General features: G+C 38.4%; 24 protein-coding genes. 8 read left to right on the top strand and 16 right to left on the bottom strand.

What is annotated here, in order from left to right:
• Window positions 1-34: 34 nt before the first annotated feature.
• Window positions 35-772, bottom strand: a complete 738-nt coding sequence (gene truA, locus OK18_RS04775) for a tRNA pseudouridine(38-40) synthase TruA (protein ID WP_053327280.1) — start codon at window positions 770-772, stop codon at window positions 35-37.
• A 109-nt stretch (window positions 773-881) separates the two neighbouring features.
• Between truA and lpxK the strand changes: the two genes are divergently transcribed.
• The 6 genes from lpxK (at window position 882) to OK18_RS04805 (ending at window position 6,638) form a co-directional block, all read left to right on the top strand.
• A complete protein-coding gene (gene lpxK, locus OK18_RS04780) occupies window positions 882-1,907 on the top strand; it encodes a tetraacyldisaccharide 4'-kinase (protein WP_050022234.1) in 1,026 nt (341 codons plus the stop codon).
• Window positions 1,891-2,706: a purine-nucleoside phosphorylase gene (locus OK18_RS04785; RefSeq protein ID WP_053329293.1), complete on the top strand. Its 816-nt coding sequence runs from the start codon at window positions 1,891-1,893 to the stop codon at window positions 2,704-2,706. Before lpxK ends, OK18_RS04785 begins: the two co-directional genes overlap by 17 nt.
• Before the next feature lie 147 nt (window positions 2,707-2,853).
• Window positions 2,854-3,369, top strand: coding sequence for a TlpA family protein disulfide reductase (locus OK18_RS04790; protein WP_053327281.1), 516 nt, complete (start codon window positions 2,854-2,856; stop codon window positions 3,367-3,369).
• A 21-nt stretch (window positions 3,370-3,390) separates the two neighbouring features.
• Entirely contained in the window at window positions 3,391-3,846 is a 456-nt protein-coding gene (locus tag OK18_RS04795) for a GNAT family N-acetyltransferase (RefSeq protein ID WP_050022235.1), read from the top strand.
• A 177-nt stretch (window positions 3,847-4,023) separates the two neighbouring features.
• Window positions 4,024-5,121, top strand: a complete 1,098-nt coding sequence (dinB, locus tag OK18_RS04800) for a DNA polymerase IV (RefSeq protein WP_050022236.1) — start codon at window positions 4,024-4,026, stop codon at window positions 5,119-5,121.
• Between the two features lie 44 nt (window positions 5,122-5,165).
• The gene (locus OK18_RS04805; RefSeq protein WP_053327282.1) at window positions 5,166-6,638 is read left to right on the top strand and encodes an alpha-amylase; all 1,473 of its coding nucleotides are present in this window, start codon (window positions 5,166-5,168) and stop codon (window positions 6,636-6,638) included.
• 75 nt (window positions 6,639-6,713) lie between these two features.
• Here OK18_RS04805 and OK18_RS21080 read toward each other — a convergent pair whose 3' ends face one another.
• The 3 genes from OK18_RS21080 to OK18_RS04815 form a co-directional block, all read right to left on the bottom strand.
• On the bottom strand, window positions 6,714-6,881 hold the full coding sequence (locus OK18_RS21080; protein WP_156173224.1) for a hypothetical protein: 168 nt from the start codon (window positions 6,879-6,881) through the stop codon (window positions 6,714-6,716).
• 145 nt (window positions 6,882-7,026) lie between these two features.
• Window positions 7,027-8,370, bottom strand: a complete 1,344-nt coding sequence (locus OK18_RS04810; protein WP_053327283.1) for a carboxylesterase family protein — start codon at window positions 8,368-8,370, stop codon at window positions 7,027-7,029.
• Window positions 8,371-8,512: 142 nt separating this feature from the next.
• Entirely contained in the window at window positions 8,513-9,415 is a 903-nt protein-coding gene (locus OK18_RS04815; RefSeq protein ID WP_053327284.1) for a helix-turn-helix domain-containing protein, read from the bottom strand.
• 128 nt (window positions 9,416-9,543) lie between these two features.
• Here OK18_RS04815 and OK18_RS04820 point away from each other — a divergent pair, with 128 nt between their 5' ends.
• A complete protein-coding gene (locus OK18_RS04820) occupies window positions 9,544-9,954 on the top strand; it encodes a cupin domain-containing protein (RefSeq protein ID WP_053327285.1) in 411 nt (136 codons plus the stop codon).
• A 26-nt stretch (window positions 9,955-9,980) separates the two neighbouring features.
• The gene (locus tag OK18_RS04825) at window positions 9,981-11,033 is read left to right on the top strand and encodes an NAD(P)-dependent alcohol dehydrogenase (protein WP_082129139.1); all 1,053 of its coding nucleotides are present in this window, start codon (window positions 9,981-9,983) and stop codon (window positions 11,031-11,033) included.
• Window positions 11,034-11,122: 89 nt separating this feature from the next.
• Here the strand turns inward: OK18_RS04825 and OK18_RS04830 are convergent, their stop codons facing one another.
• The 12 genes from OK18_RS04830 to rpoC all read right to left on the bottom strand — a co-directional run bounded on the left by OK18_RS04830 (window position 11,123) and on the right by rpoC (window position 23,251).
• The gene (locus OK18_RS04830) at window positions 11,123-12,406 is read right to left on the bottom strand and encodes an alkaline phosphatase family protein (protein WP_053327286.1); all 1,284 of its coding nucleotides are present in this window, start codon (window positions 12,404-12,406) and stop codon (window positions 11,123-11,125) included.
• Between the two features lie 87 nt (window positions 12,407-12,493).
• Window positions 12,494-13,339, bottom strand: coding sequence for a GNAT family N-acetyltransferase (locus tag OK18_RS04835; protein WP_053327287.1), 846 nt, complete (start codon window positions 13,337-13,339; stop codon window positions 12,494-12,496).
• Window positions 13,340-13,368: 29 nt separating this feature from the next.
• Window positions 13,369-13,764, bottom strand: a complete 396-nt coding sequence (locus tag OK18_RS04840; protein ID WP_053327288.1) for a cytidine deaminase family protein — start codon at window positions 13,762-13,764, stop codon at window positions 13,369-13,371.
• An 8-nt stretch (window positions 13,765-13,772) separates the two neighbouring features.
• The gene (locus OK18_RS04845; RefSeq protein WP_050022242.1) at window positions 13,773-14,372 is read right to left on the bottom strand and encodes a GrpB family protein; all 600 of its coding nucleotides are present in this window, start codon (window positions 14,370-14,372) and stop codon (window positions 13,773-13,775) included.
• Window positions 14,373-14,510: 138 nt separating this feature from the next.
• Window positions 14,511-15,275, bottom strand: a complete 765-nt coding sequence (locus tag OK18_RS04850) for a T9SS type A sorting domain-containing protein (protein ID WP_050022243.1) — start codon at window positions 15,273-15,275, stop codon at window positions 14,511-14,513.
• Window position 15,276: 1 nt separating this feature from the next.
• Entirely contained in the window at window positions 15,277-15,801 is a 525-nt protein-coding gene (locus OK18_RS04855) for an ankyrin repeat domain-containing protein (RefSeq protein ID WP_053327289.1), read from the bottom strand.
• Window positions 15,798-16,343, bottom strand: a complete 546-nt coding sequence (locus tag OK18_RS04860) for a YceI family protein (RefSeq protein WP_050022244.1) — start codon at window positions 16,341-16,343, stop codon at window positions 15,798-15,800. The genes OK18_RS04855 and OK18_RS04860 overlap by 4 nt, the downstream gene beginning before the upstream one ends.
• Before the next feature lie 10 nt (window positions 16,344-16,353).
• Entirely contained in the window at window positions 16,354-16,701 is a 348-nt protein-coding gene (locus OK18_RS04865) for a hypothetical protein (protein ID WP_228377696.1), read from the bottom strand.
• A 1-nt stretch (window position 16,702) separates the two neighbouring features.
• Window positions 16,703-17,545, bottom strand: a complete 843-nt coding sequence (locus tag OK18_RS04870; RefSeq protein WP_050022246.1) for a DUF5777 family beta-barrel protein — start codon at window positions 17,543-17,545, stop codon at window positions 16,703-16,705.
• 132 nt (window positions 17,546-17,677) lie between these two features.
• On the bottom strand, window positions 17,678-18,328 hold the full coding sequence (locus OK18_RS04875) for a Crp/Fnr family transcriptional regulator (protein ID WP_053327291.1): 651 nt from the start codon (window positions 18,326-18,328) through the stop codon (window positions 17,678-17,680).
• Window positions 18,329-18,592: 264 nt separating this feature from the next.
• Window positions 18,593-18,898: a DUF3467 domain-containing protein gene (locus tag OK18_RS04880; protein WP_002976436.1), complete on the bottom strand. Its 306-nt coding sequence runs from the start codon at window positions 18,896-18,898 to the stop codon at window positions 18,593-18,595.
• Window positions 18,899-18,985: 87 nt separating this feature from the next.
• On the bottom strand, window positions 18,986-23,251 hold the full coding sequence (gene rpoC / locus OK18_RS04885; protein WP_053327292.1) for a DNA-directed RNA polymerase subunit beta': 4,266 nt from the start codon (window positions 23,249-23,251) through the stop codon (window positions 18,986-18,988).
• Window positions 23,252-23,350 lie beyond the last annotated feature (99 nt).

Raw genomic sequence — 23,350 nt, forward strand, 5'->3', positions numbered from 1 at the left:
CTAATATCATTTATCATCTGATATCTGCTCTCCATCATTCATCAAACTCATACCCTACATCCACCAGGTACAGTCCATGCGCGGGTGCAGAGGTTCCTGCGGCATTACGGTTTTTATCTTCAATGACTTTACGGAGATCTTCAGGCTTCATTTTTCCGCTTCCAATTTCCACCATTGTTCCTACGATAGCACGAACCATATTTCTCAGGAAACGGTTTGCGGAAACAGTGAATTTCAATTCTGTTCCGTTCTGTTCCCATTCTGCTTTATACATTTTGCAGATATTGGTTTTGCTGTCTGTTTTTAATTTGGCAAAACTTGTAAAATCTTCATATTCAAATAAAATCTTACAGGCTTCGTTCATTGTATGGATGTCCAGTGACCTTTTCCAGTGCTGCCATGCAGATTCCTGGGTAAACGGATTTTTAGACAAGGAAATATAATATTCATACGTTCTGTAAGTAGCATCAAAGCGGGCATGAAAATCATCCTTCACCTTAAAAATCCTCTGGATGGAAATATCCGGAGGAAGAAAACTGTTTAATCTTCTCGGAAGATCATCATTCAACTCCTGCCCTGTATCAAAATGGGCAAATATTTTTTTAGCATGAACACCGGTATCGGTTCTTCCAGCTCCGGTTGTTTTAATCTCTTCCCGTAAAATAGTGGAAAGCGCTTTTTCCAGTTCTTCCTGTACAGAAATAGCATCCGGCTGTATCTGATAGCCGAAATAATTCTTTCCGTTGTAAGAAAATTCTATAAAGTATCTCAAGGTATTATAATAACTCCACAAAAATACTTTAATTTAACGAAATATTTGTTGAAAAGTCTTTGAGAATATTATATCAAATGCTTATGAAAATTCCTATTTTTGCAATCGTATGAAAAGATGGTACCTTTATCCTTTTTCCCTCGGTTATCATTTGGTAACGGGTATCCGGAACACATTGTATGATCTGGGTATTTTTAAGTCGACAAAATTCAAGACACCGATAATCAATGTCGGGAACCTTTCTGTGGGCGGAAGCGGAAAATCGCCGATGGTGATGTACCTTGCCCAGTATCTGTCCAAACATTACAGGACCGGAGTTCTTTCACGAGGCTACGGAAGGCTCACCAAAGGTTATGAGGTGACCAATTATGACAGCAACTACAAAATAGTAGGAGATGAAGCCATGCAGCTTTTTGAACGTTTCAAAAACCGTTTTGTCATTGCTGTTTCCGAAGACCGTGTACCCGGAGCTAAAAAAGTAATCAGCGATATGGATCTTGAGGTTTTGGTGCTGGATGATGCTATGCAGCATAGGGCTATTAAGGCAGGCTTCAATATCCTGATGACTGATTTTAATGATCCCTATTTCAAAGATTATCTTCTTCCTGCCGGAGATCTCAGAGAGTCGAGATCCGGTGCCAGAAGAGCCAATATCATCATGGTAAGCAAATGTCCTGATGAGCTGACAGAAGAAACCAAAAGGTATTATATTTCCAGGATAAACCCGTCTCATAACCAAAAAGTATTCTTTTCATCCATCGGTTATGATGAAAATGTATATGGAAAGGATAAAATGCTTCCGGATAACAATCTGAACTATTACGATATTTTATTGATTACAGGAATCGCCAACCCGAAGCCTCTTTTGGAGCACCTGGCGAAATTTTCGAAACGGGTTAAACATTTAAAGTTCAGGGATCATCATAATTTTACGGATGATGATATTAAGAAAATCCTTGAAGAATATAAAAAATTAGGTGAATATAAGCTGATATTGACCACGGAGAAAGATTACGTCCGTCTGAAAACTTTTGACTATCTTAGAGAAATTGTTTACTACTGGCCTATCAATGTCATTATTGATAAAAAGGAAGAATTCAATCAAATCATCCTGGATTATGTTAGAAAAAATTAACGAGACAGCAGATTTCATCAGAAGTATTATTCATGAAACCCCGGATTTTGCGGTTGTTTTAGGATCCGGACTTGGAAAGCTGCAGCATGAAGTAGAGCCTATCCATATTTTGGAATATAAGGATATTCCTAACTTCCCGCAAACGACAGTAGTGGGACATACCGGGAAACTCATCTATGGAATACTGGAAGGTAAAAAAGTCCTGATGATGAGCGGCCGTTTCCATTATTACGAAGGCCACTCTATGGAAACCGTTACATTTCCCATAAGAGTTTTTCACTTATTAGGCATCCAGAATCTGATTCTTTCCAACGCCTGTGGTGGAGTAAATCCTGCTTATAGTGTTGCAGATATCGTTATCTTAAAAGATCATATCAATATGATGCCTGAACACCCGCTTCGTGGCAGAAATATTGATGGGCTTGGACCACGTTTTGTGGATATGAGCGAGCCCTACAACAAAAAAATGATTGCCATAGCAGAACAGGTTGCCTCAGAACATCACATTAAAATCCACCAGGGAGTATATGTTGCCCTGCAAGGGCCAACTTTTGAGACACCCGCTGAATATGGCATGATAAAGGCTATTGGAGGCGATATGGTAGGGATGAGCACCGTTCCTGAAGTAATTGTCGCAAAACATATGGGAATGGATGTATTCTGTATGTCTGTAATTACCGATCTTGGAGGGCCGGATGTCGCTTTTGCCGTTTCTCATGAAGAAGTTTTAAATGCTGCCAATAAAGCCATGCCGAACGTAATCACGGTAGTAAAGGGATTAATTCAAAATTATCCGTAGCCTGCTTCGGGCCAATTAGATTTATACGACGGCTCATCCATTTCCTTTTATAGAATTTTTCAATATTATAAATTTTTCCTAATTCGTGAAAAATCAATCTTCAATTGCAATTCATTGTTTAGATTTGTATAAATGAAATTGTAAGAAATGAGAAAGTTGTTATTAATTTTTGCAATAGCCCTTTTTGGACTGAATTATGCTCAAAAGGCTCCTGCCATCCTGAAAAAAGGTTTTTCCAAAGAAGCACTCAGCCAGAAACTGGAAGATGAAGAGGGAAAAACAATTACCATCCAACAAATCCTTGATCAGCATAAGGGTAAGGTTTTGGTGATAGACTTCTGGGCCGGATGGTGCAGGGATTGTTTACAGGCCCTTCCTAAAGCTGAAGAGTTAGAAAAAAATAATCCGAACGTAGACTTCGTATTTTTATCATTAGAAAGATCAAAAGAAGGGTTTGAAAAAAGTCTCGTAAGGTTCAATATGAAAGACAAAGATAATTATTGGTTTGCATCAGGATGGAAAAATGATTTCAACAATTATATAGACCTGAACTGGATTCCGAGATATATGGTGATCGATCAGAAATCAGCGATTGCAAAATATTATGCTATATCTCCGGAAGATCCTGAAATCCAGAAAACAATCGACAGTCTTTTACAATAATAACACAATCACATAAACACCATGACCACACGAGAAGCAAGGGAAGAAGATTTAAAAATTCTTTTAGAATTTGAACAGGGAATTGTTTCAGCAGAAAGGCCATTCAACATTACACTTATTGACGGGGAGATTCATTATTATGATCTGAGCCATTTTATACAATCTCCGGATGCCACTTTGATTATTGCTGAAGAAAATAATGAGATCATCGGATCCGGCTATGCTCTGATTAAAAAGGCAGAAAAGTCTTACTACACGTTTGAAAAGTATGCGTATCTGGGCTTTATGTATGTAAAGCCTGAATACAGGGGGAAAGGCGTTAATAAAGTGATCACTGATGAATTGATTGGCTGGGCAAAATCCAGAGGTATTTCAGAGGTCAGGCTGGATGTATATGCACAGAATGAATCTGCTATAAAAGCTTATGAAAAGGCAGGCTTTGAGCCTCACCTTCTTACCATGAGACTGAAAGCTTAAAAGGCGGATACCGGGAGATGGAAGGGATTAACGTATTATTAATTACTACTTCGTCTTTCATTATATTTAGTAAGCAGGTTTTAATTTCCTTATCGGGTATATTAACTTCCCACTTCTAGCTTCTAGCTTCTAACTTCCCTTCTATAAAATAAATACAGGAATCCATATCTTTGTGTTATGGATTTTTCTTTGCCGCTTCGTAAAATTATTCATGTAGATATGGATGCATTTTATGCTTCCGTGGAGCAGCATGATAACCCCACCCTCAAAGGAAAGGCTATTGCTGTTGGCGGCCAGCATAGAGGCGTAGTGGCTGCCGCCAGTTATGAAGCAAGAAAATATGGAGTACGTTCTGCCATGCCTAGCAAGACGGCAAAGGAAAAATGCCCGCATCTCATTTTTGTTCCTCCCCGCTTTCCCCGCTATAAAGAAATTTCAAAACAGATACGTGAAATTTTCTATGAATATACAGACCTGGTAGAACCATTATCTTTGGATGAGGCTTACCTGGATGTCACTGAAAATAAAAAAGGAATAGAATCTGCCAACCAGATTGCCCGGGAAATCCGACAAAAAATTTTTGAACAAACCGGCCTCACCGCTTCCGCAGGTATTTCTGTAAATAAGTTCCTTGCAAAGGTGGCTTCTGATATCAATAAACCTAACGGGCAGAAGACCATTCATCCTGATAAAGTAGAGACTTTTCTGGAAGAATTACCTGTTGAAAAATTTTATGGAGTAGGGAAAGTTACGGCTAACAAAATGTTCAGTCTGGGAATTTATAAAGGAAAAGATTTAAAAAAAAGAACACTTGAGGAACTTGTCAGAATTTTCGGAAAGTCCGGTAAACATTATTACAATGTGGTCAGAGGCATTCATACTTCGGAAGTGAAACCTCATCGGATTCAGAAAAGTGTAGCAGTGGAACGTACATTTTTTGAAGATCTTTTTGATGAGCAGCAGATTAATGAAAAGCTGGAGAGCTTAAGCCAGGAACTTCATCAACGATTACAGAAAAACAATATTCTGGGAAGGACTTTAACCTTAAAAATCAAATACAAGGATTTTTCTCTTTTCACAAGAAGCATTACAAAAGAAAACTATTTTACTTCGCCTGAACAATATTTCGACACCGGAAAAAAACTCTGGGAACTTCGTCCCTACGACAAGGCAGTACGGCTACTGGGACTGTCGCTTTCTCAGCTTAATACGGAAGAAAAAAAGCAGGTTTCCGTTCAACTAAAAATCCCGTTTAAGGAATTTGAAAATGAATAATTCCTATTTTTTTGCTAACTTGTATCGACCAAATCGATAAATATATGAACCCAACCATGATTCAATTTTTCCACTGGTATTCTGAAGGGAATGGAATGTTATGGAAAAAAGCAGAAAAGCAAGCTAGCTACCTGGCAAAACTAGGAATTACTTCCGCCTGGCTCCCTCCGGCTTATAAGGGGACTCATGGCAGTCTTTCTGTAGGATATGACGCTTACGACCTCTATGATCTCGGCGAATTCGATCAAAAAGGATCTATTCCTACAAAATATGGTACCAAAAATGATTATCTCAAAGCTATTAAAGCATTAAAGAAACAGAATATTGAAGTTATTGTAGATATTGTTCTCGGCCATAAAGCCGGCGGTGATGAGCTTGAAAAATTCAAAGTAGTAAAAGTAGATGAAAACAACAGGGAGAAAGTAATCTCTGATGTTATCGAAATAGAATCATATACTAAATTTACCTTTCCGGGAAGAGGAAAAAAATATTCTGATTTTGAATGGAATTTTACCTGCTTCAGTGGAGTGGATTATGCAGAGGGAATGGATCCCCATATTTTTAAAATACAATCTGAATATGGAAATGACTGGGAAGAAATGATCCATGATGAAAAGGGCAACTATGATTTTCTGATGTATAATGACATTGAGCATAGAAATCCTTTTGTACGTGAAGAACTCAACAAATGGGCAAAATGGTATTTTGACCAGACGGATTTTGACGGGGTAAGGCTTGATGCCCTGAAACATATTTCTTTTGACTTTTATAAAGAATGGCTTACGCTGCTCCGTTCCAATTCAGGAAAAAATATATTTGCCGTAGGAGAATACTGGGCTCCCGGACATCTTCATCTTCTTCAAAAATATATTGAGGTAACAGAAGGGTGTATGAGCCTTTTTGACAGCTCATTACAAAATAATTTCCACAATGCTTCAAAAGAAGGGAGCAGTTATGACCTCCGGAAAATTTTTGAAGGAACTCTTACTCAGGCTGACCCGTTACACTCCGTGAGCCTTGTGGCCAACCATGATACACAGCCTCTTCAGGATCTGGAAGCTCCCGTGGAATCCTGGTTTAAGCCTCTTGCCTATGCTTTAATTTTATTAAGAAAGGATGGCTATCCATGTGTTTTTTATCCTGACTTGTATGGAGCTCATTATGTGGATAAAGATTCGGGGGGACATGATCAGGAAATTTTCATGCCTAAAGTGGATGGTATTGAAGAACTTCTTAAAGCCAGGAAAGATCATGCTTACGGGGCACAACGGGATTATTTTGAAGATGCCAATTGCCTGGGATGGGTTCGTGAAGGTGATGAGGAACATACAGGCTGCGCCGTAGTTCTGAGCAATAAAGATGCCTATAATAAGCCTATGGAAATAGGTAAACGCTATGCCGGAAAAAAATGTAAGGATCTATTAAAAAGGTTCAAAGGCCAGGTAACCATTGATGAAAACGGATGGGGGGATTTTCCTGTACCGGCCGGGAATGTCAGCGTATGGGTGCCTGAATAAATAAGAATATAACTGTCTATCAACAACAAAGCGTACCTAAATGAAGTACGCTTTGTTTTCTTATTATGTCGTATCCTAACATTTGATACCCCTGCAGCTCCATAAGTCGGGAGCCCACTCACAACAATAATTATCTTCATTATAAAAACAGCAGATTCTGTCTCTGATGATAATTCCTCCTTTTAAATTTTTAAGTTCCTGCCGATCAATTTTTCGGGCATTGGGAATTTTTTTTGTTTTCATAATTATTATTTTTTGATTAGTAATCAAATATAAGTAAAAAACAACAATGGATCTTCAACAAATCTTCCAACTCCACCATTGCATCTACTTAAAGTTCAAATCATAATGCCCGGAAAATATTGGAATTGTAATTTCCATCCAGTAACTAGGCTCCGACTTTCCGGATGTCCAGAATTTCCGGTCTTTCCGAATGATCATTTATTTTTCCCGTTCTGGCAAACTCTGCCCAAAGTGCTCTTAATTTTCTTCCATTCTCATGAATATACTTCCAGGGAATATTTTTCACCATTTCAGAAGATTTCCAGGCAGCCTCATTCCCAAAAATCAAAGGGAGATCAATACAATGAGGCGCTCCTATATGATTGTATTCCGACCGCGAAATGATTCTGAATAGATAGACATTTCCTCCAGCCCCGGCATAATTTTCTGCAAATATTCTGGCAGGAGTTCCATAGATGAGATTGGTAGTTTTTTCTACCGTCTTATCCATAATCTTCAAGCCTAAGCCCTTCCCGAAATACTTATTCAATGCCCCGGATGTTTTAAGGTAAAATGCTGTTTCATCATTATTCAGGCCAATCAGGACATCATATTTTTTTGCATTCTGTTTCCACTTTTCCACAGATTCTTCTTCTGTACATAAAGGGGGATATCCATATTGGATTCCGAAAGGCATTGCTGCTTTTAGTCCGTATTTTATAACAGAAGGTACATATTTTCCATACTCCTCCATCATTTTAAAGACATCGGTTTCATCTTTAAGGATCTCTGTTTTTTGCAAAAACTCAGCTGACATTTTCTGTCTTTTATACCGCAATCCTAAAGGAGCACTCTGGATAATGACCCGATGAAACAATCCTTCTACCCCCTCCGATATCATTAAATGCGCAATAGCGTCTCCTCCCGATGACTGCCCCAGCAACGTAATATTTTCCGGATCGCCACCAAAATCTGCAATGTAAGACTTTACCCACTTCAAAGCTTCAATGATATCGAATAGCCCAAGATTCGGGGGCCTGCTTTCACTCCCTCCTAAAAATCCAAACAGACCTAAACGATAGGAAACCGTAACGACAATAATATGCTGCTCTTTTATCCATTCCGCCGGATCGGAAGTCGGCAGATCCCCACAACCTATTTCATGAGATCCTCCGTGAATCCATACAACAACCGGAAGTTTTTCATTTTCTTTACTATTTTCGGGACAGCTTACTGAAAGGTATTGGGTAGATTCGTCGGGCTCAAAATTTTCAACCGGCGTTGCGCCGATCATTTTTTCCACTAAAGCACTTAATTTCTGCGGGCAAACCGGGGTTTTATCCGGAAAAACAATATCTGATGCAGAAGCTTCTGCAGGAACAGGCCTCTGAAACCTTTTGGAATGGGCATAACGAATACTTTTGGCCTTGATGATACCATTTTCTTTTAAGGCGATAATCCTTCCGAAACCGGTTTCAAAAACATGGATTCCTTTATGATTTGATGTCATTTTAAACGCTAAAATTCTTATCCTTAAAATTAATCTTGTTTTTTGACAACAGGAAATAATTAAAATACAAATATCACATAACACAAATATTCACTGAGAAAGGTTCTATCTGTCAAAAAAATATGCTATCCATTTTCAAAACTTAGTTCAGAGTTTTGTATTCACTCGGGGAAATACCTACCTTGGTTTTGAACAATCTTGTAAAGTGCTGCGGATATTTGAAGCCCAAATCATAAGAAATTTCACTGATTGATTTTCCATGCTCCAGAATCTGTTCTTTGGCGACATCGATTAATTTATTGTGAATGAATTCCTGCGGGGAAATACCCAATTCTTTTTTTATGAGATCTCCGAAGTAATTGGCCGAGAGGTTCAGCTTTTCCGCGAAATAATTTACCATGGGAAAACCAATACTTTTAGGTTTTTCAGATTTGAGATAATCATCCACCAGACTTTCAAATTTACCGATAAGCCCCTGATTGATATGATCTCTTGTAATAAACTGACGGTCGTAAAAACGCATACAGTAATTCAAAAACAATTCAATATTATTGACCATTAATGATTTACTATGTTTATCAATAGGCTGTCCGAGTTCATGCTTTATATTTTTAAAACATTCCAGGATAATTTCTCTTTCTTTTTCTGAAAGGTGTAAGGCTTCATGAACATCATACGAAAAGAAATTATAATCTTTAATGTTTTTCCCAAGATTTGTTCCTTTCAGCAGATCAGGATGAAAAATCAGAGCGTAGCCTGCCGGTTGAACATATTTTCCTTTGTTATAGATACCATAGGTCTGTCCGGGAGCAATAAACACCAATGTACCTTCCTGGTAATCGTAGCTATGTTTCCCATACAGCATGTCACCACACATTACATCTTTCAGGAAAACGGTATAAAAACCGAATTTCCTTTTGTGCTGGCAAACGGGATCTGATTGGGAAAAGTCAATTACACTTACCAACGGGTGAAGTGTTTCATGATTAGCCATTTTGTTGTATTCCGAGATGCTGTTATAGATTTCAACCTCCTGATCTTCCATGAAGTATATTTTTATTATTCAAAATTACCAATTTCCGGATGAACTGGCAGGCTGCCTGTAAAATTGGTAAGTAATCCGGTAATCTGTATAAGCAGTTTTTCTATGAAAGTATCGAATTTTGTATCATTATGGAAACTTTTAATACAACCATTTTTCCGAGAGGAGAAAAAGCTCCGTCAGAATATTTTTCAGGAGGAACTGCCTGGGTCCAGATTATTAAACTCAACGAAAACCAGCTCAACTGCCAGATCGGAAACGTCACTTTTGAACCGGGATGCAGAAATAACTGGCATTCTCATGCTGGCGGACAAATCTTGATTGTTACTGCAGGAACCGGTTTCTATCAGGAAAAAGGTAAACCTGTCCAGGTTTTACACCCGGGAGATGTTGTTACTATTCTTCCGGAAGTTATCCACTGGCATGGGGCCGCTCCGGACAGTGGGTTCACCCATATTGCAATCAATCCCAATACCCAGAATGGAATGGTTGAATGGCTGGAGCCTGTACCGGATGAGCACTATCACAATGTATCAATCTAATATATAACATAAATCAAAGTAAACCAATGAACACATTTACAGTAAAAGCTTATGGCGCTGAATCCACCACTGCAGACCTGAAAGAAATGAATATTGAAAGAAGAGAAGTCACTCCTAAAGATGTAGAAATAGAAATCCTGTATTGCGGGGTATGTCATTCTGATCTTCATACCGCAAGAAATGACTGGGGTGGAACTATCTACCCTGCTGTTCCGGGTCACGAAATTATCGGGAGAATAACAAAAATTGGAAGTGAGGTTTCCAAGTTTAAAGTGGGTGACCTTGCCGGGGTAGGATGTATTGTTGATTCCTGTGGGCATTGTGAAAGCTGTCAGCATGATCTTGAGCAATATTGCCTAAACGGGTTTACGGGAACGTATAACGGACATGATAAACATTCCGGAGGACATACTTTCGGTGGATATTCTCAAAAAGTAGTGGTAGATGCCCACCATGTCTTAAAGGTTCCTGAAAATCTTGACCCTGCTGCTGTAGCACCACTCCTTTGTGCCGGTATTACAACATGGTCTCCTTTGAGACACTGGAATGTAGGTCCAAACTCCAAAGTAGCTGTCGTAGGGTTAGGCGGATTAGGCCATATGGCCATTAAACTGGCTAAAGGACTTGGAGCTGAGGTAACTTTATTCTCAAGAACTCCCGGGAAAACGGAAGATGCCAAACAACTGGGAGCTGATCATGTAATCATTTCCACGGATGAGGAACAAATGAAATCGGTAACAGGGAAATTTGATGTGATTATTGATACCGTTCCTTATGTTCATGATGTTAATCCGTATGTAGCTACCCTGAATATTAACGGAACCCATGTTCTTGTCGGATATCTGGGTGGTCTGGAGCCAATACTTAATACAGTTCCCATGATTATGGGCAGAAAATCTGTAGCAGGCTCTGTCATCGGAGGTATTGCCGAGACTCAGGAATTACTGGATTTCTGTGGTGAGCACAATATTGTTTCGGAAATTGAAATGATCAGAATGCAGGAAATCAATGAAGCATACGAAAGAATGCTGAAAAGCGATGTAAGGTATCGTTTTGTGATAGATATGAAGTCTTTATAAGAGTAGGTCTTGTTATCCGTAAAAAAGTTTCGGCGCACCTTTGGTGCGCCGAAACTTTTTACAAATTTACCTTAATTTTATCCTTAAGGTTACTTCTTTTCTTTTAGTATCCCTTTCAGAACCTTTAGCTTTCCATCAACAGGCTGTTCGATTTTCAAACCTAAAATTTCAGCAACAAGCGGATAGACATTCACGTTTTCAAATTCACTGATGATCTGATTATTTTTAAACTCAGGTCCCCAGGCATAGAAAGTAGCTTTCATTTCAGGAACTACCCGGGGATTGTATCCATGTTTTCCTACAGATGTTTTCTTTCCTTTCTCTAAAAATATCTTTGGAGCTTTTGGAAGCAGGAGGATCTGTCCTATTCTGTTATATTGATCATCTCTCGTTGCAAAATGCAGATACCGGGGCAACCTTTTATCCAGATAAACATCATAGTCATTTGTTTTATGTGCTTTTAATTCTTTATAAACGGTTTTTACCTCATCCGGATTTTTAACATATACTCTTAATAACGTTTGGGAATTATAAAAATCGAATCTGTTTTTATCAAAAAGAAGGGCCGGAATTTCCAATGGCGTTCCGCCATCTACTTTGATCATTCCATGATCTGAAACGAATATAAAATTGACATTCTTCAAACCTAATGCATTTACTTTCTGTACAAGGTCTCCAATTGCGTGGTCAATCAAGTGGACAGCATTTTCAGTTTCTTTTGAATCCGGTCCATAATGATGACCGCTCCCGTCCACTTCCGGGAAATATAAAGAAATAAAGTGTGGTCTTTGATCGTCTGGTAATTTTAGCCAGTTCACTACTTTTTCCACTTTTTCAGAAGGAGTGAATTTTTCATGATAGGGATAATAGTAAGATGGCCTTATTCCACCGGCATCACTGGCAGATCCTACCCACATTAAAGAAGCAGAAACCATCCCATTCTTTTCAGCCAGCCCCCAAAGCGGTATCCCTCCATACCAGCTTCCGTCTTCTGCATTTTTTTTATTGCTCATGGCATATACTTCTTTCCTTTTGTAATCGTAGAAAAAATTATCAATTAACCCATGATGAGAAGGATAAAGCCCGGTAATCAGGCTCCAGTGATTCGGAAATGTAATACTCGGATAGCTTGGGATCATTGCTTCAGCCTTTACTCCCTGATCAGAAAATTTCAAAAGGTTTTCAGCATTGTATTTATGGGCATAATCATAACGGAAACCATCCGTGGAAATCATGATTACGTAAGGTTTTGACTGGGCTTCAGCTGTGTTATGACGACCTGATATTACTACCTGAGCCGTATCAATATTTACCTGCTGTGCAAAAACCGTAAAGGAGACAAGCAGCAGTAAAAAATGTATTCCTCGCTTCATTATTTAATTTTTTTGGCAAAGGTACATTCTATACTGCTCCCTGAAAAGTTTAAAGGATTAAAAGTATATTAAACCTTACATTTTATTTCAAATTGTCTTTTTCATCTCAAACTGAGATAACCAGTTTGTAAGTCCTATTTTTTCGCTAAGGAACTGACTCGTACTTACGGAGATCTCATCTACATTATTCAAAGAAACCGGCTGCCCTTCATTCCTTTTTCTGACCGCGTTAAATAATTGTGTCCCGATTCCTTGCCTACGGTGCTCCGGGTCAACGGCAATCTGATGCACTTTTTTTGCTGAAGGATTATAAATAACATACCCTGCCAGGTTTTCTCCCGGATACGCCCCCAAAGTGACAAACCCTTCCGGAACGGGATCCAGCACATAAGCAGAACCTTGCCAGGAAGGTTCAATATCCCAGAACGAACGGAACTTTTCACATTGGAAATCTTCCAGCTCCCGTATACAAATTGAAGCCTGCTCTTCCTCCGGATGTATAATTCCATTAAAGCAAAGAAGCCTTCGCATAATCTTAAAGCCAAGATTTTCATAGGCCCTGATTGCTTTTTGATTTCCTTCAATAACTTCCAGAAGCAGTACACTTGCGTTCCTTTCTTTCAAAACCGGAATAATGAAATCATACATTTTTCTTACCAATCCTTTACCTCTGCCTTCCGGAACCACTCCTGTTCCTCCGTTATAGATAACTTTCTCACCATTTTCAGTCTTTTCAGCCTGAAGGATAAAACCTATAAGCTGTCCGTTTTCAAACGCACCGACTGACAAATCCATATCTAATTTTTCCGCTGCCATTTTTGAGATGAGCATTTCTTTTGTCAGATGGAAAGGAACAATATAATCTGAAAATGAAAGATTAAAGACCGTTAAAAGCTCATCTATCGTAGTATGGGTTAAAGTTTTAAATTCCATTACTGTTTATTTTTAATTTCATTAAAAGCCTACCATGTTCTGTCAAGATCTTCTTTCCAGTCGTATGGCATCAGTTCTTTTAAAGTGACAAAGACCCCGTTTTTTACTTCTACTACAGCATTAAGATTTTCTTTGGATAATTGACTCATCAGTTCCCTGCATCTTCCACAAGGAGGAACTGCATTCCCGTCATTACCTACGGCTACTACTGCTTTAATACGATGTTCACCATTTTTCAACATTTCAGCCACAGCACTGTGCTCTGCACAAAACCCCATTGAACAGGCAGTATCTATACTGATTCCTGTATATACATTACCTTCTGCAGTTTCAATGGCAGCCGCTACTCCTCCATATTCTATAAAATCATTCAGCATCCTGGATTTTGCAAACTGACCGGCTATTTCCTTTAAATCCTTTCTCATAGATAAATTTATTTGTGATGTTCCATATACCACTGTACCGCATTACGTTCTTCTCTTTTAATAAACGGATCCTTGCCTGCATTATAATCATTACCGTCATACCATTCTTTTTTGCTCAGAACTTCTTTAAGCTGTTGATATTCCTGCTTTACACGGGCATGGGTACACAAATAATCTCTAAAGGCAATATGACGAAGCCAATGTTCAGAAGATACAGGAATTGCATGAATATGGGCCACACGAAGACTATGGTCATGAAGCTTCTCAGGAATATCCTCTTCCTTGAAAATGGTTTCAGGAAATCCTAAGTTTTTGGGACGGTTTATAAGTTTAATAAAAAAGCGGCGATAAGGCATATCTTTATTATATTTTTCATAATAAACATAATCCTGTCCTTGTAATAAATGTGGAATTTTATCCAGATCTTCCGCATCTTTTACCCCGATCATAATATCTATGATAGGTTTTGCAGATAAGCCTTCTACGGATGTGCTTCCGATATGTTCAATTTCGGGATTCAAAAAACCGATGCTTTCTTCCAATTCATTTTTAATGGATTCAAATTGTATTTTCCAGGAAGGGTTGTATTTTTCAAACGTAACTTTCATCGGTAACGGTTTATACAAATATATGAAAATTCGCTCAAAGCCTTTAAACCGGGCATTTTAAGATTTTTGATTCTAAAAATAAAACGCCTCCGAAAAATCAGAGGCATTTTTTAAAAATATTAGGATGTGTTTTTTTAATTATTCTTTAATCAGTTTTTCATAAGACAGACTTCCGTCTTTCAGCAAAACCTCAAAATAATAAGTTCCTGACTTCAGATCTTCAATATTAATATGCTCTTTGTCTGGTCTTATTGATTTTACTTTTCTTCCGGTAGCATCAAAAACATCAACGGATCTTATTTTATCAAAATTTTTAAAGCCAATCGTTTCTTTTGCCGGGTTAGGATAAAGAAGTACTTTTTTGTTTCCGGCAGCTGCTTCATTTGTGGATAAAGTACTGGCTGCCATTGTTAATGTTGCATATCCTCTATTAGCTGGTCCATGATATCCTAAAGCCTGATTTCCAAGCCTGCGTGCATAAAAGATATTAATGGTTCCTGCCGAATTGGGAATCGCAAAGTCTCCCGCCCCACCGGAAAGAGATCTTGTGGCCACAATAGTCCTTGTAGTTCCTGATATAGTATTGGATACTTCTGTCCAGTCTTGTGAAACATCAGCATTGGGCGTTGTAGTTCCTATAAAGGAATAATCTCTGGTGGTTGCAGAATTATAAATAAACCCATCTGCTCCCGGAGCCATTCCTCCGCTGTCCACTCCATTTCCTCCAAACCCGATTCCCAACATAGAATTGCTGTCGCCGGTTACTGTAAGGGTCACTCCTGTAGGAGTGGTATCCAATTTCACCGTCATGGAAGTAACCGGAAGGCTTACTGTTCCAGACGAAAACTGAGCCCAGGCAAGGGTAGCGAGGGCCATACTGATGGTGAGTAAAATTTTTTTCATATCAATTTTTTAAGAGGTTAATGATTTCTTTGTTATTGGTTTGCAATGCATATTCAAAAGGAGTCATTCCCATTGAATCTTTTTTAGATTTATCTGCTTTATATGAAAGCAGTAGTTCCACCAATTCTTTGTTTCCAAATTTCACGGCCCAGAATAAAGGAGTATAACCGGTAGCATCTGCAATATTAGGGTCGGCATTTTTTCTTAGCAAAGCTTCTGTAAGCTCTTTATTGTATTTTACCGAAAGTCCTGCCAGTGCAGTTCCTTCTTTACTTTGATAATTCACATCTTTTACATGGTCAATCAAAAATTTTGCAACCTCTGTATTGCCTCTGTAACAAGCCAGGATAAGAGGTGAAAAACCATTCTCATTTGGTTGATTGATAATATCCGGATTCTGTTTCATCAATCCTTTTACTTCATCAACCGTTCCGTTTCTGGCAACATCAAAAATTGTTTTTGTTTGTTCCTGAGCATATAACAACGAAGTCAGAAACATACTCAGCAGTAAGATCAGGTTTTTCATTGTTTTGTCAGGATATAGTTATATTCCACATTTACATTTTCAGCAATTTTTTTAGTTACCATTTTAGGAATCGTTACTTTGTAATCTGCAGGCTTCACAACAAATCCTCCCTGCATATAAACTTTCCCGTCTTTGGCATAAACAGAAGCTGTAGAAGTGACCGCTTTATCCACACCATGAAAATTGAGGGTTCCCTGAATTGTATATTTCTGAGGGTTCGCAGTAAGTTTTGTGGAATCAAAATTGACGATTTTTCCTTTAAAGGTGGTTTTTGGATATTTTGCTGTTTCGGCATAACTTTCATTAAAATGTTCTTCCATCAGTTTTGTTTTAAAGTGAAAGTTTTTAACGGATGAAACGGATGCCATTTCCCCGTTATCTGCGTTGAAGACCACAATATTATTGTCATCCCGGGCATAAATATCTTCAAATAATGGCACAGAGGCCTCAAAGGTGACTTTTCCGGTTTTTGAACTGTATTTCTGAGCTGAGGTGTAACCTGCCATAAACAGAAAAACACCTGTTATTATTAATTTTTTCATATCAGATATTTTAATTTTCAGCTAATCCGTCGGCTTTCCATTTAATGAAAATGTTGATTTGTGTTGCAGATAAAGAACCTCCCTTAGGCATTTTCCCGGGGTCGTTATCAGGTCTTTGAATCCGGTCAAGAATTCCGTCTATATTATTTTTTACCTGATCATAGGTTGCCAAAGGTTTAAAACTGGTTGCCGAGTGGCACGCGTTACAGTTATTATCCATAATTGGCTTTACATCGGTTATATATTTTACCGGTAATGTAATGGGGGTATTATCAGAAATTTCTTCATAGGTTCTGCTTTCACAGGATATCAGTATACTTCCCGCCGATATTGTCAATAGGTACGCTAACTTTCTCATATCAAAAAACTCTGTAAAGATTAAACCCAAAGAAAATTTGTCCTTTTCCCCATCTGCCGGTGGCGTTGGTAAGATACCCGATATCCGAATTGATCTGGGAATTCGTAAATAAAAGCTGGAAAACATGTCCCCCTGTTTCTATATCTACTCCTAAAGAAAGAGGATTTTTATAGAAACTATGATCATCAAAATTCACAAAATATTCTGCATTTACAGAGACTCTTTTGGAAATTTTATATCGACCGCCTATTCCGGCCAAAAACTGGTTTTTATCTTCGGTTGCCGGTTCGTATAAATTTTTATGAACAAAAGACGGAGTAAGCTGCAATGAAAACTGTTCGTTAAACCTTCTGGAAATCAAAGCCTGTGTCAGGTAGGAAAGCCGATCGTTGAATGTAAGATAGGGATAGGTATCTTTATTCAAGGCGGTATTTAAACCCATTACATGATATCCTACAATATCTACCGGAAAATTCTCATTCTGCTTTACCAGCCTGTATTTTACAGCGCCTTCAAAGGTTTTCATATGGGTCTCCCTCGACAAGCTTACAGAAACGGCATCCGTAATGCCATAAATAACCCCGAGCTTGGTAGAAGCATTGTCCAGACCAAAAAAGTCTTTAAAGCCTGTGCTAATATCTCCGAAACGATGGGCAACAACAATATACCATTCTTTTTTTGCAGATAGTTTTGTAGATTGCCCTGTAACGATCTGCAAGGCTTTGAATGCGGGTTGTGAAGTTTCTGTGTTGGTTTTAATAGTGTCGATATCTTTCAGCAAATCCTCCTGTGCAAAGGCAAAAACTGATGAAAATACCGACAAAAATAAGAGAGTTTTTGTCATATGATAACTATATTTTACATTTAATTATGATATAACAAACTTATAGAGTTATCAATTCAAAAACAGGTGATAAAAGTCACCGAGGAGATTGTTTTTATCAATCAGAAAGCAAAAATTTTTAAACAAAATATATTAGATCAGTCTAACATTTTCATTTACAGCCAGTTTTATTCCTTCTTTTGTTTGCTGAATTTCCCCATCGCTTTCAATTTTTTTTAAAACCCTGCTTACAACTTCTCTTGAAGTCCCAAGATTGTTGGCAATTTCGCGATGGGTTATTCTGATCGGATGATTTCCGGTAAGTGCAATTTGTTGTTTAATATAATTCAGAACCCTTTTATCCAGTTTGTGGAAAACGGCATCATTTACCATATTCATGACTTCGGAAAAGCGCCTGTCATATTCATGATAAAATAATTTATTGATTTCCGGAAATTGTATCAGCCATTCATGCATTACAGAAACAGGGATCAACAGGGCTTCTGAGTCTTCTTCTGCTACAGCATATACCCTGCTCACATAATCTGTGAAAATAGAAGAAAAGGTCATAAGACAGCTGTCACTCGGTTTGATATAATAATAAATAAGCTCGCGGCCGTCATTAAGGGTAAAAACTTTAATAGAACCTTTCGTGAGGAAGGGCACATATTTATTTTTCTGTCCTTCCCTTATAATTTCTGTTTTGGCCTTTATATTGACTATTACCGCATGTTTTTCAAGTTCAGCTGAAAAACCGCTGCCTAAAAAACCAAATTTCTGTACAATAAACGGATCACTCATCATATCTTTTTTGTCAAGTATTTGAAACAAATATATAAAATCATGCAATAAATATGTCAGATAAATAAAAACTTTTCATTATTACAATAAGATATCAATGATTACTTCATTCCAACCCTCTTCAAACACAATGAAATAAGATAATATTAAGAATATGTGAATTTATATAGGTGTATTTAAAACTGTCCTGAAACATGTTAGCCTGGGCTATTGATAAAAAATGCCCCGGTAAAAACCGGGGCATTCTATTTTATTGTAAAAGAAATCTTAAGCTTGTACGTTGTTTCCACCTAATACGAAAGGTTCAACTTCTTTGATTTCTCCGAACTGCTGCTCGTAGTTAGCGATGTTCTGCTGAAGAGCGTTTAATACTCTTTTCGCGTGAAGTGGAGCAAGAATAACTCTTGATCTTACTTTAGCTTGCTGAACACCCGGCATCAACTGAATAAAGTCTACTACAAATTCAGATGGAGAGTGGTTTACTAATGCTAAGTTAGCATAGATACCAGCAGCTACCATTTCGTTTAATTCGATGTTGATGTTTCCGTCTTGTGGATTTTGATTGTTGTCCATTGTTATAAATTATGTTTTTAAAATTCGAAATTTGAGATTGTGAAAATATAAAAATAATTTCAAATCCCAAATTTCAAATCATTAATTTTAATTAAGGTCTTCGAATTCTTTCTTAGAACCTACAATAACATTCTGATACTCTTTAAGACCTGTACCTGCAGGGATTCTGTGTCCTACAATTACATTTTCTTTAAGACCATTCAGATCATCTATTTTACCAGCCACTGCGGCCTCGTTAAGAACTTTAGTTGTTTCCTGGAACGATGCTGCAGACATGAATGACTTAGTCTGAAGTGCTGCTCTTGTAATACCTTGTAATACCGGAGTTGCTGTAGCAGGAAGAGCTTCTCTTACTTCTACCAATGCTAAATCTTCACGTTTCAACTTCGAGTTTTCGTCTCTTAATTCTCTTGCAGTAATCATCTGACCTGGCTTGAATTCCTTAGAATCACCGGCATCTACTACTACTTTAAGACCGAATACCCTGTTGTTTTCTTCCAGGAAGTCATATTTGTGCTCAAGAGCTCCTTCAAGGAACTGAGTATCACCTCCATCTACGATAGATACTTTTGTCATCATCTGTCTTACGATGATTTCGAAGTGCTTATCATCGATTTTTACCCCCTGTAGACGGTAAACTTCCTGAATTTCATTTACTAAGTATTCCTGAACGGCTGTCGGACCTTTAATTCTTAGGATATCTTCCGGTGTAATAGAACCGTCAGAAAGCGGAGAACCTGCTCTTACGAAGTCATTCTCCTGTACAAGAATCTGGTTGGAAAGTTTTACCAGGTAAATCTTTCTTTCTCCAGTTTTAGCCTCAACGATAAGTTCACGGTTACCTCTCTTGATTTTTCCGTAAGAAACTACCCCGTCGATTTCAGTAACAACCGCTGGGTTTGAAGGGTTTCTTGCTTCGAATAATTCAGTAACTCTCGGAAGACCTCCGGTGATATCCCCTGCTTTTGCAGATTTTCTCGGGATTTTGATCAAGACTTTACCAGCCTTAATTTTCTCACCATCATTAACCATCAAGTGGGCTCCTACCGGTAAGTTGTAAGCTTTTTGCTCAACTCCCTTAGAGTCTACCACTTTTAAGGTAGGTACAGCTTTCTTATTTCTGGATTCAGAGATTACTTTCTCCTCGAATCCTGTCTGTTCGTCAATTTCAAGCTGGAATGAAATACCCTGGATGATATCCTCGTATTCTACCTTACCTGAAGTTTCAGCAATGATAACCGCGTTATACGGATCCCATCTACAGATCACATCTCCTTTCTTCACTTTATCACCTGGTTTTACAGATAATATTGATCCATAAGGTACGTTAGCTACCATTAATGGTGTTCTGGAATCGTTATCAGCAACTAATCTGAATTCCGTTGAACGAGAAACTACAACCTCAGCTGTATTACCGTTTTCATCTTCAGAAGTAATGGTTCTTACTTCATCCATTTCAACGATACCGTCTCTTCTTGCAACGATAGATGGGTTTTCTGATACGTTTCCTGCAGTACCCCCCTGGTGGAAGGTTCTCAACGTAAGCTGAGTACCCGGTTCCCCGATGGATTGTGCTGCAATTACCCCTACTGCTTCACCCATGTGGATCATCTTACCAGTTGCTAAGTTTCTACCGTAACATTTCGCACAGATACCTTTCTTAGCTTCACAAGTAAGCGGAGAACGTACTTCTACGGCTTCTAATCCTGCTTCTTCAATTCTCTTAGCTAGTTGCTCAGTGATTACCTGATCTGCTTCAGCAATTAATTCATCACTTTCAGGATCGTAAATATTATGAAGAGATACTCTACCTAAGATTCTTTCAGAAATCTTTTCAACGATCTCGTCATTTTTCTTAAGTGCAGTAACTTCTGTTCCTCTTAAAGTTCCACAGTCATCTTCTGTAACGATAACATCCTGTGCAACGTCTACCAATCTTCTGGTTAGATAACCCGCATCGGCAGTTTTAAGAGCGGTATCCGCAAGACCTTTACGGGCACCGTGGGTAGAGATAAAGTATTCCAAGATGGAAAGACCTTCTTTAAAGTTAGCAAGGATCGGGTTTTCGATGATCTCCGCACCGGTAGAACCAGCTTTTTGCGGTTTCGCCATCAAACCTCTCATCCCTGATAACTGACGGATCTGTTCCTTAGAACCCCTCGCCCCAGAGTCAAGCATCATGTACACAGAGTTGAAACCACCTTGGTCAGTTTTCATTCTGCTCATGATCATTTCAGTTAATCCTGCGTTCGTGTTTGTCCAAACGTCGATTACCTGGTTATAACGTTCTGTATCGGTAATCAGACCCATGTTATAGTTAGCTCTAATTTCGTCTACAGTTTCAATTGATTGTGCAATCATCTGTTTTTTCTCCACAGGTACTACGATATCTCCAAGAGAGAACGACAGACCTCCTTTGAATGCGTTTGAATACCCTAGATCTTTCATTGCATCCAGGAACTTCACAGTTGTAGGGAAATCTGTATCAGCAAGGATCTTACCGATAACGTTTCTCAATGATTTCTTCGTAAGAAGTTCATTGATATATCCTACCTGCTTAGGTACGATCTGGTTGAATAAAATTCTACCTACAGTAGTTTCGATCAGTCTTGTTACGATTTCTCCATTTTCTTTAACAGGTAATTTACATCTTACCTTAGCGTTCAGAGAAACTTTTCCTTCTGCATAAGCGATTTCCGCCTCTTCAGGAGAATAGAATGCAAGACCTTCTCCTTTTACTTTCATATCTTCTGTAGAGCTTAATTCTTTAGTCATGAAATAAAGACCAAGAACCATGTCCTGAGAAGGTACCGTAATTGGAGAACCGTTTGCAGGGTTCAGGATGTTCTGAGAACCTAACATCAGTAACTGAGCTTCAAGGATCGCTTCCGGTCCTAACGGTAAGTGTACCGCCATCTGGTCACCATCAAAGTCGGCATTGAAGGCCGTAGTTACTAACGGGTGCAGCTGGATTGCTTTACCTTCGATCATCTTAGGCTGGAAGGCCTGAATACCCAATCTGTGAAGAGTAGGTGCCCTGTTCAATAGTACCGGGTGACCTTTCATCACGTTTTCAAGGATATCATACACTACAGGTTCTTTTCTGTCGATAATTCTTTTTGCAGATTTTACTGTTTTTACAATACCTCTCTCAATTAGTTTTCTAATGATAAACGGTTTGTAAAGCTCAGCGGCCATATCTTTAGGAATACCACATTCGTGAAGCTGTAGGTTCGGACCTACAACAATTACCGAACGCGCAGAGTAGTCTACCCTTTTCCCTAGTAAGTTCTGACGGAAACGACCTTGTTTACCTTTCAATGAATCAGAAAGTGATTTTAATGGTCTGTTTGATTCAGATTTTACTGCAGAAGATTTTCTTGTGTTATCGAATAATGAATCTACTGATTCCTGAAGCATACGCTTCTCGTTTCTCAAGATTACTTCAGGAGCTTTGATCTCCAATAATCTCTTTAAACGGTTATTTCTGATAATAACTCTTCTATAAAGGTCATTTAAGTCAGAAGTAGCGAAACGTCCTCCATCCAACGGAACCAATGGTCTTAGTTCTGGCGGGATAACAGGAAGTACACGCATGATCATCCACTCAGGTTTGTTGATCATTCTTGTATTAGCACCTCTTAATGCTTCTACAACATTTAATCTTTTTAATGCCTCAGTTCTTCTCTGCTTGGAACCTTCGTTGTGAGCTTTGTGTCTTAAATCGAAAGACAATGCATCAAGATCGATTCTCTTTAATAAATCTTCAACAGCTTCAGCACCCATTCTGGCGATGAATTTGTTTGGATCAGAATCATCAAGATACTGGTTTTCTACAGGAAGGGTTTCCATGATATCAAGATACTCTTCTTCTGTAAGGAATTCCATATGCTCAAAATCAGAACCATCCAGCTTTTTAGCAATACCCTGCTGGATCACTACATATCTTTCGTAGTAGATGATCATATCCAATTTCTTGGAAGGAATTCCTAAAAGGTATCCGATTTTGTTTGGTAATGAACGGAAATACCAGATGTGTGCAATAGGAACTACAAGGTTGATGTGCCCGATTCTCTCTCTTCTTACTTTTTTCTCAGTAACTTCTACTCCACAACGGTCACAAACGATCCCTTTGTAACGAATTCTCTTGTATTTACCACAAGCACATTCGTAATCCTTTACAGGACCAAAAATTTTCTCACAGAATAGCCCGTCTCTTTCAGGCTTGTGAGTTCTGTAGTTAATAGTTTCCGGCTTTAAAACCTCCCCTCTTGAGTCCTGTAAAATAGACTCCGGTGAAGCTAAACCGATGGTTATTTTATTAAATCTACTTGATTTATTTTTATTTGACATAATTTTTTTTAGATTTTAGATTTCAGATTTCAGATTTCAGACGAAATCATCATTCCAAATTCAAGGATTATAAAATTCTTAGAGTGCCATAGTCTGACA

The sequence above is a fragment of the Chryseobacterium gallinarum genome, from assembly GCF_001021975.1.
Taxonomy (GTDB): domain Bacteria; phylum Bacteroidota; class Bacteroidia; order Flavobacteriales; family Weeksellaceae; genus Chryseobacterium; species Chryseobacterium gallinarum.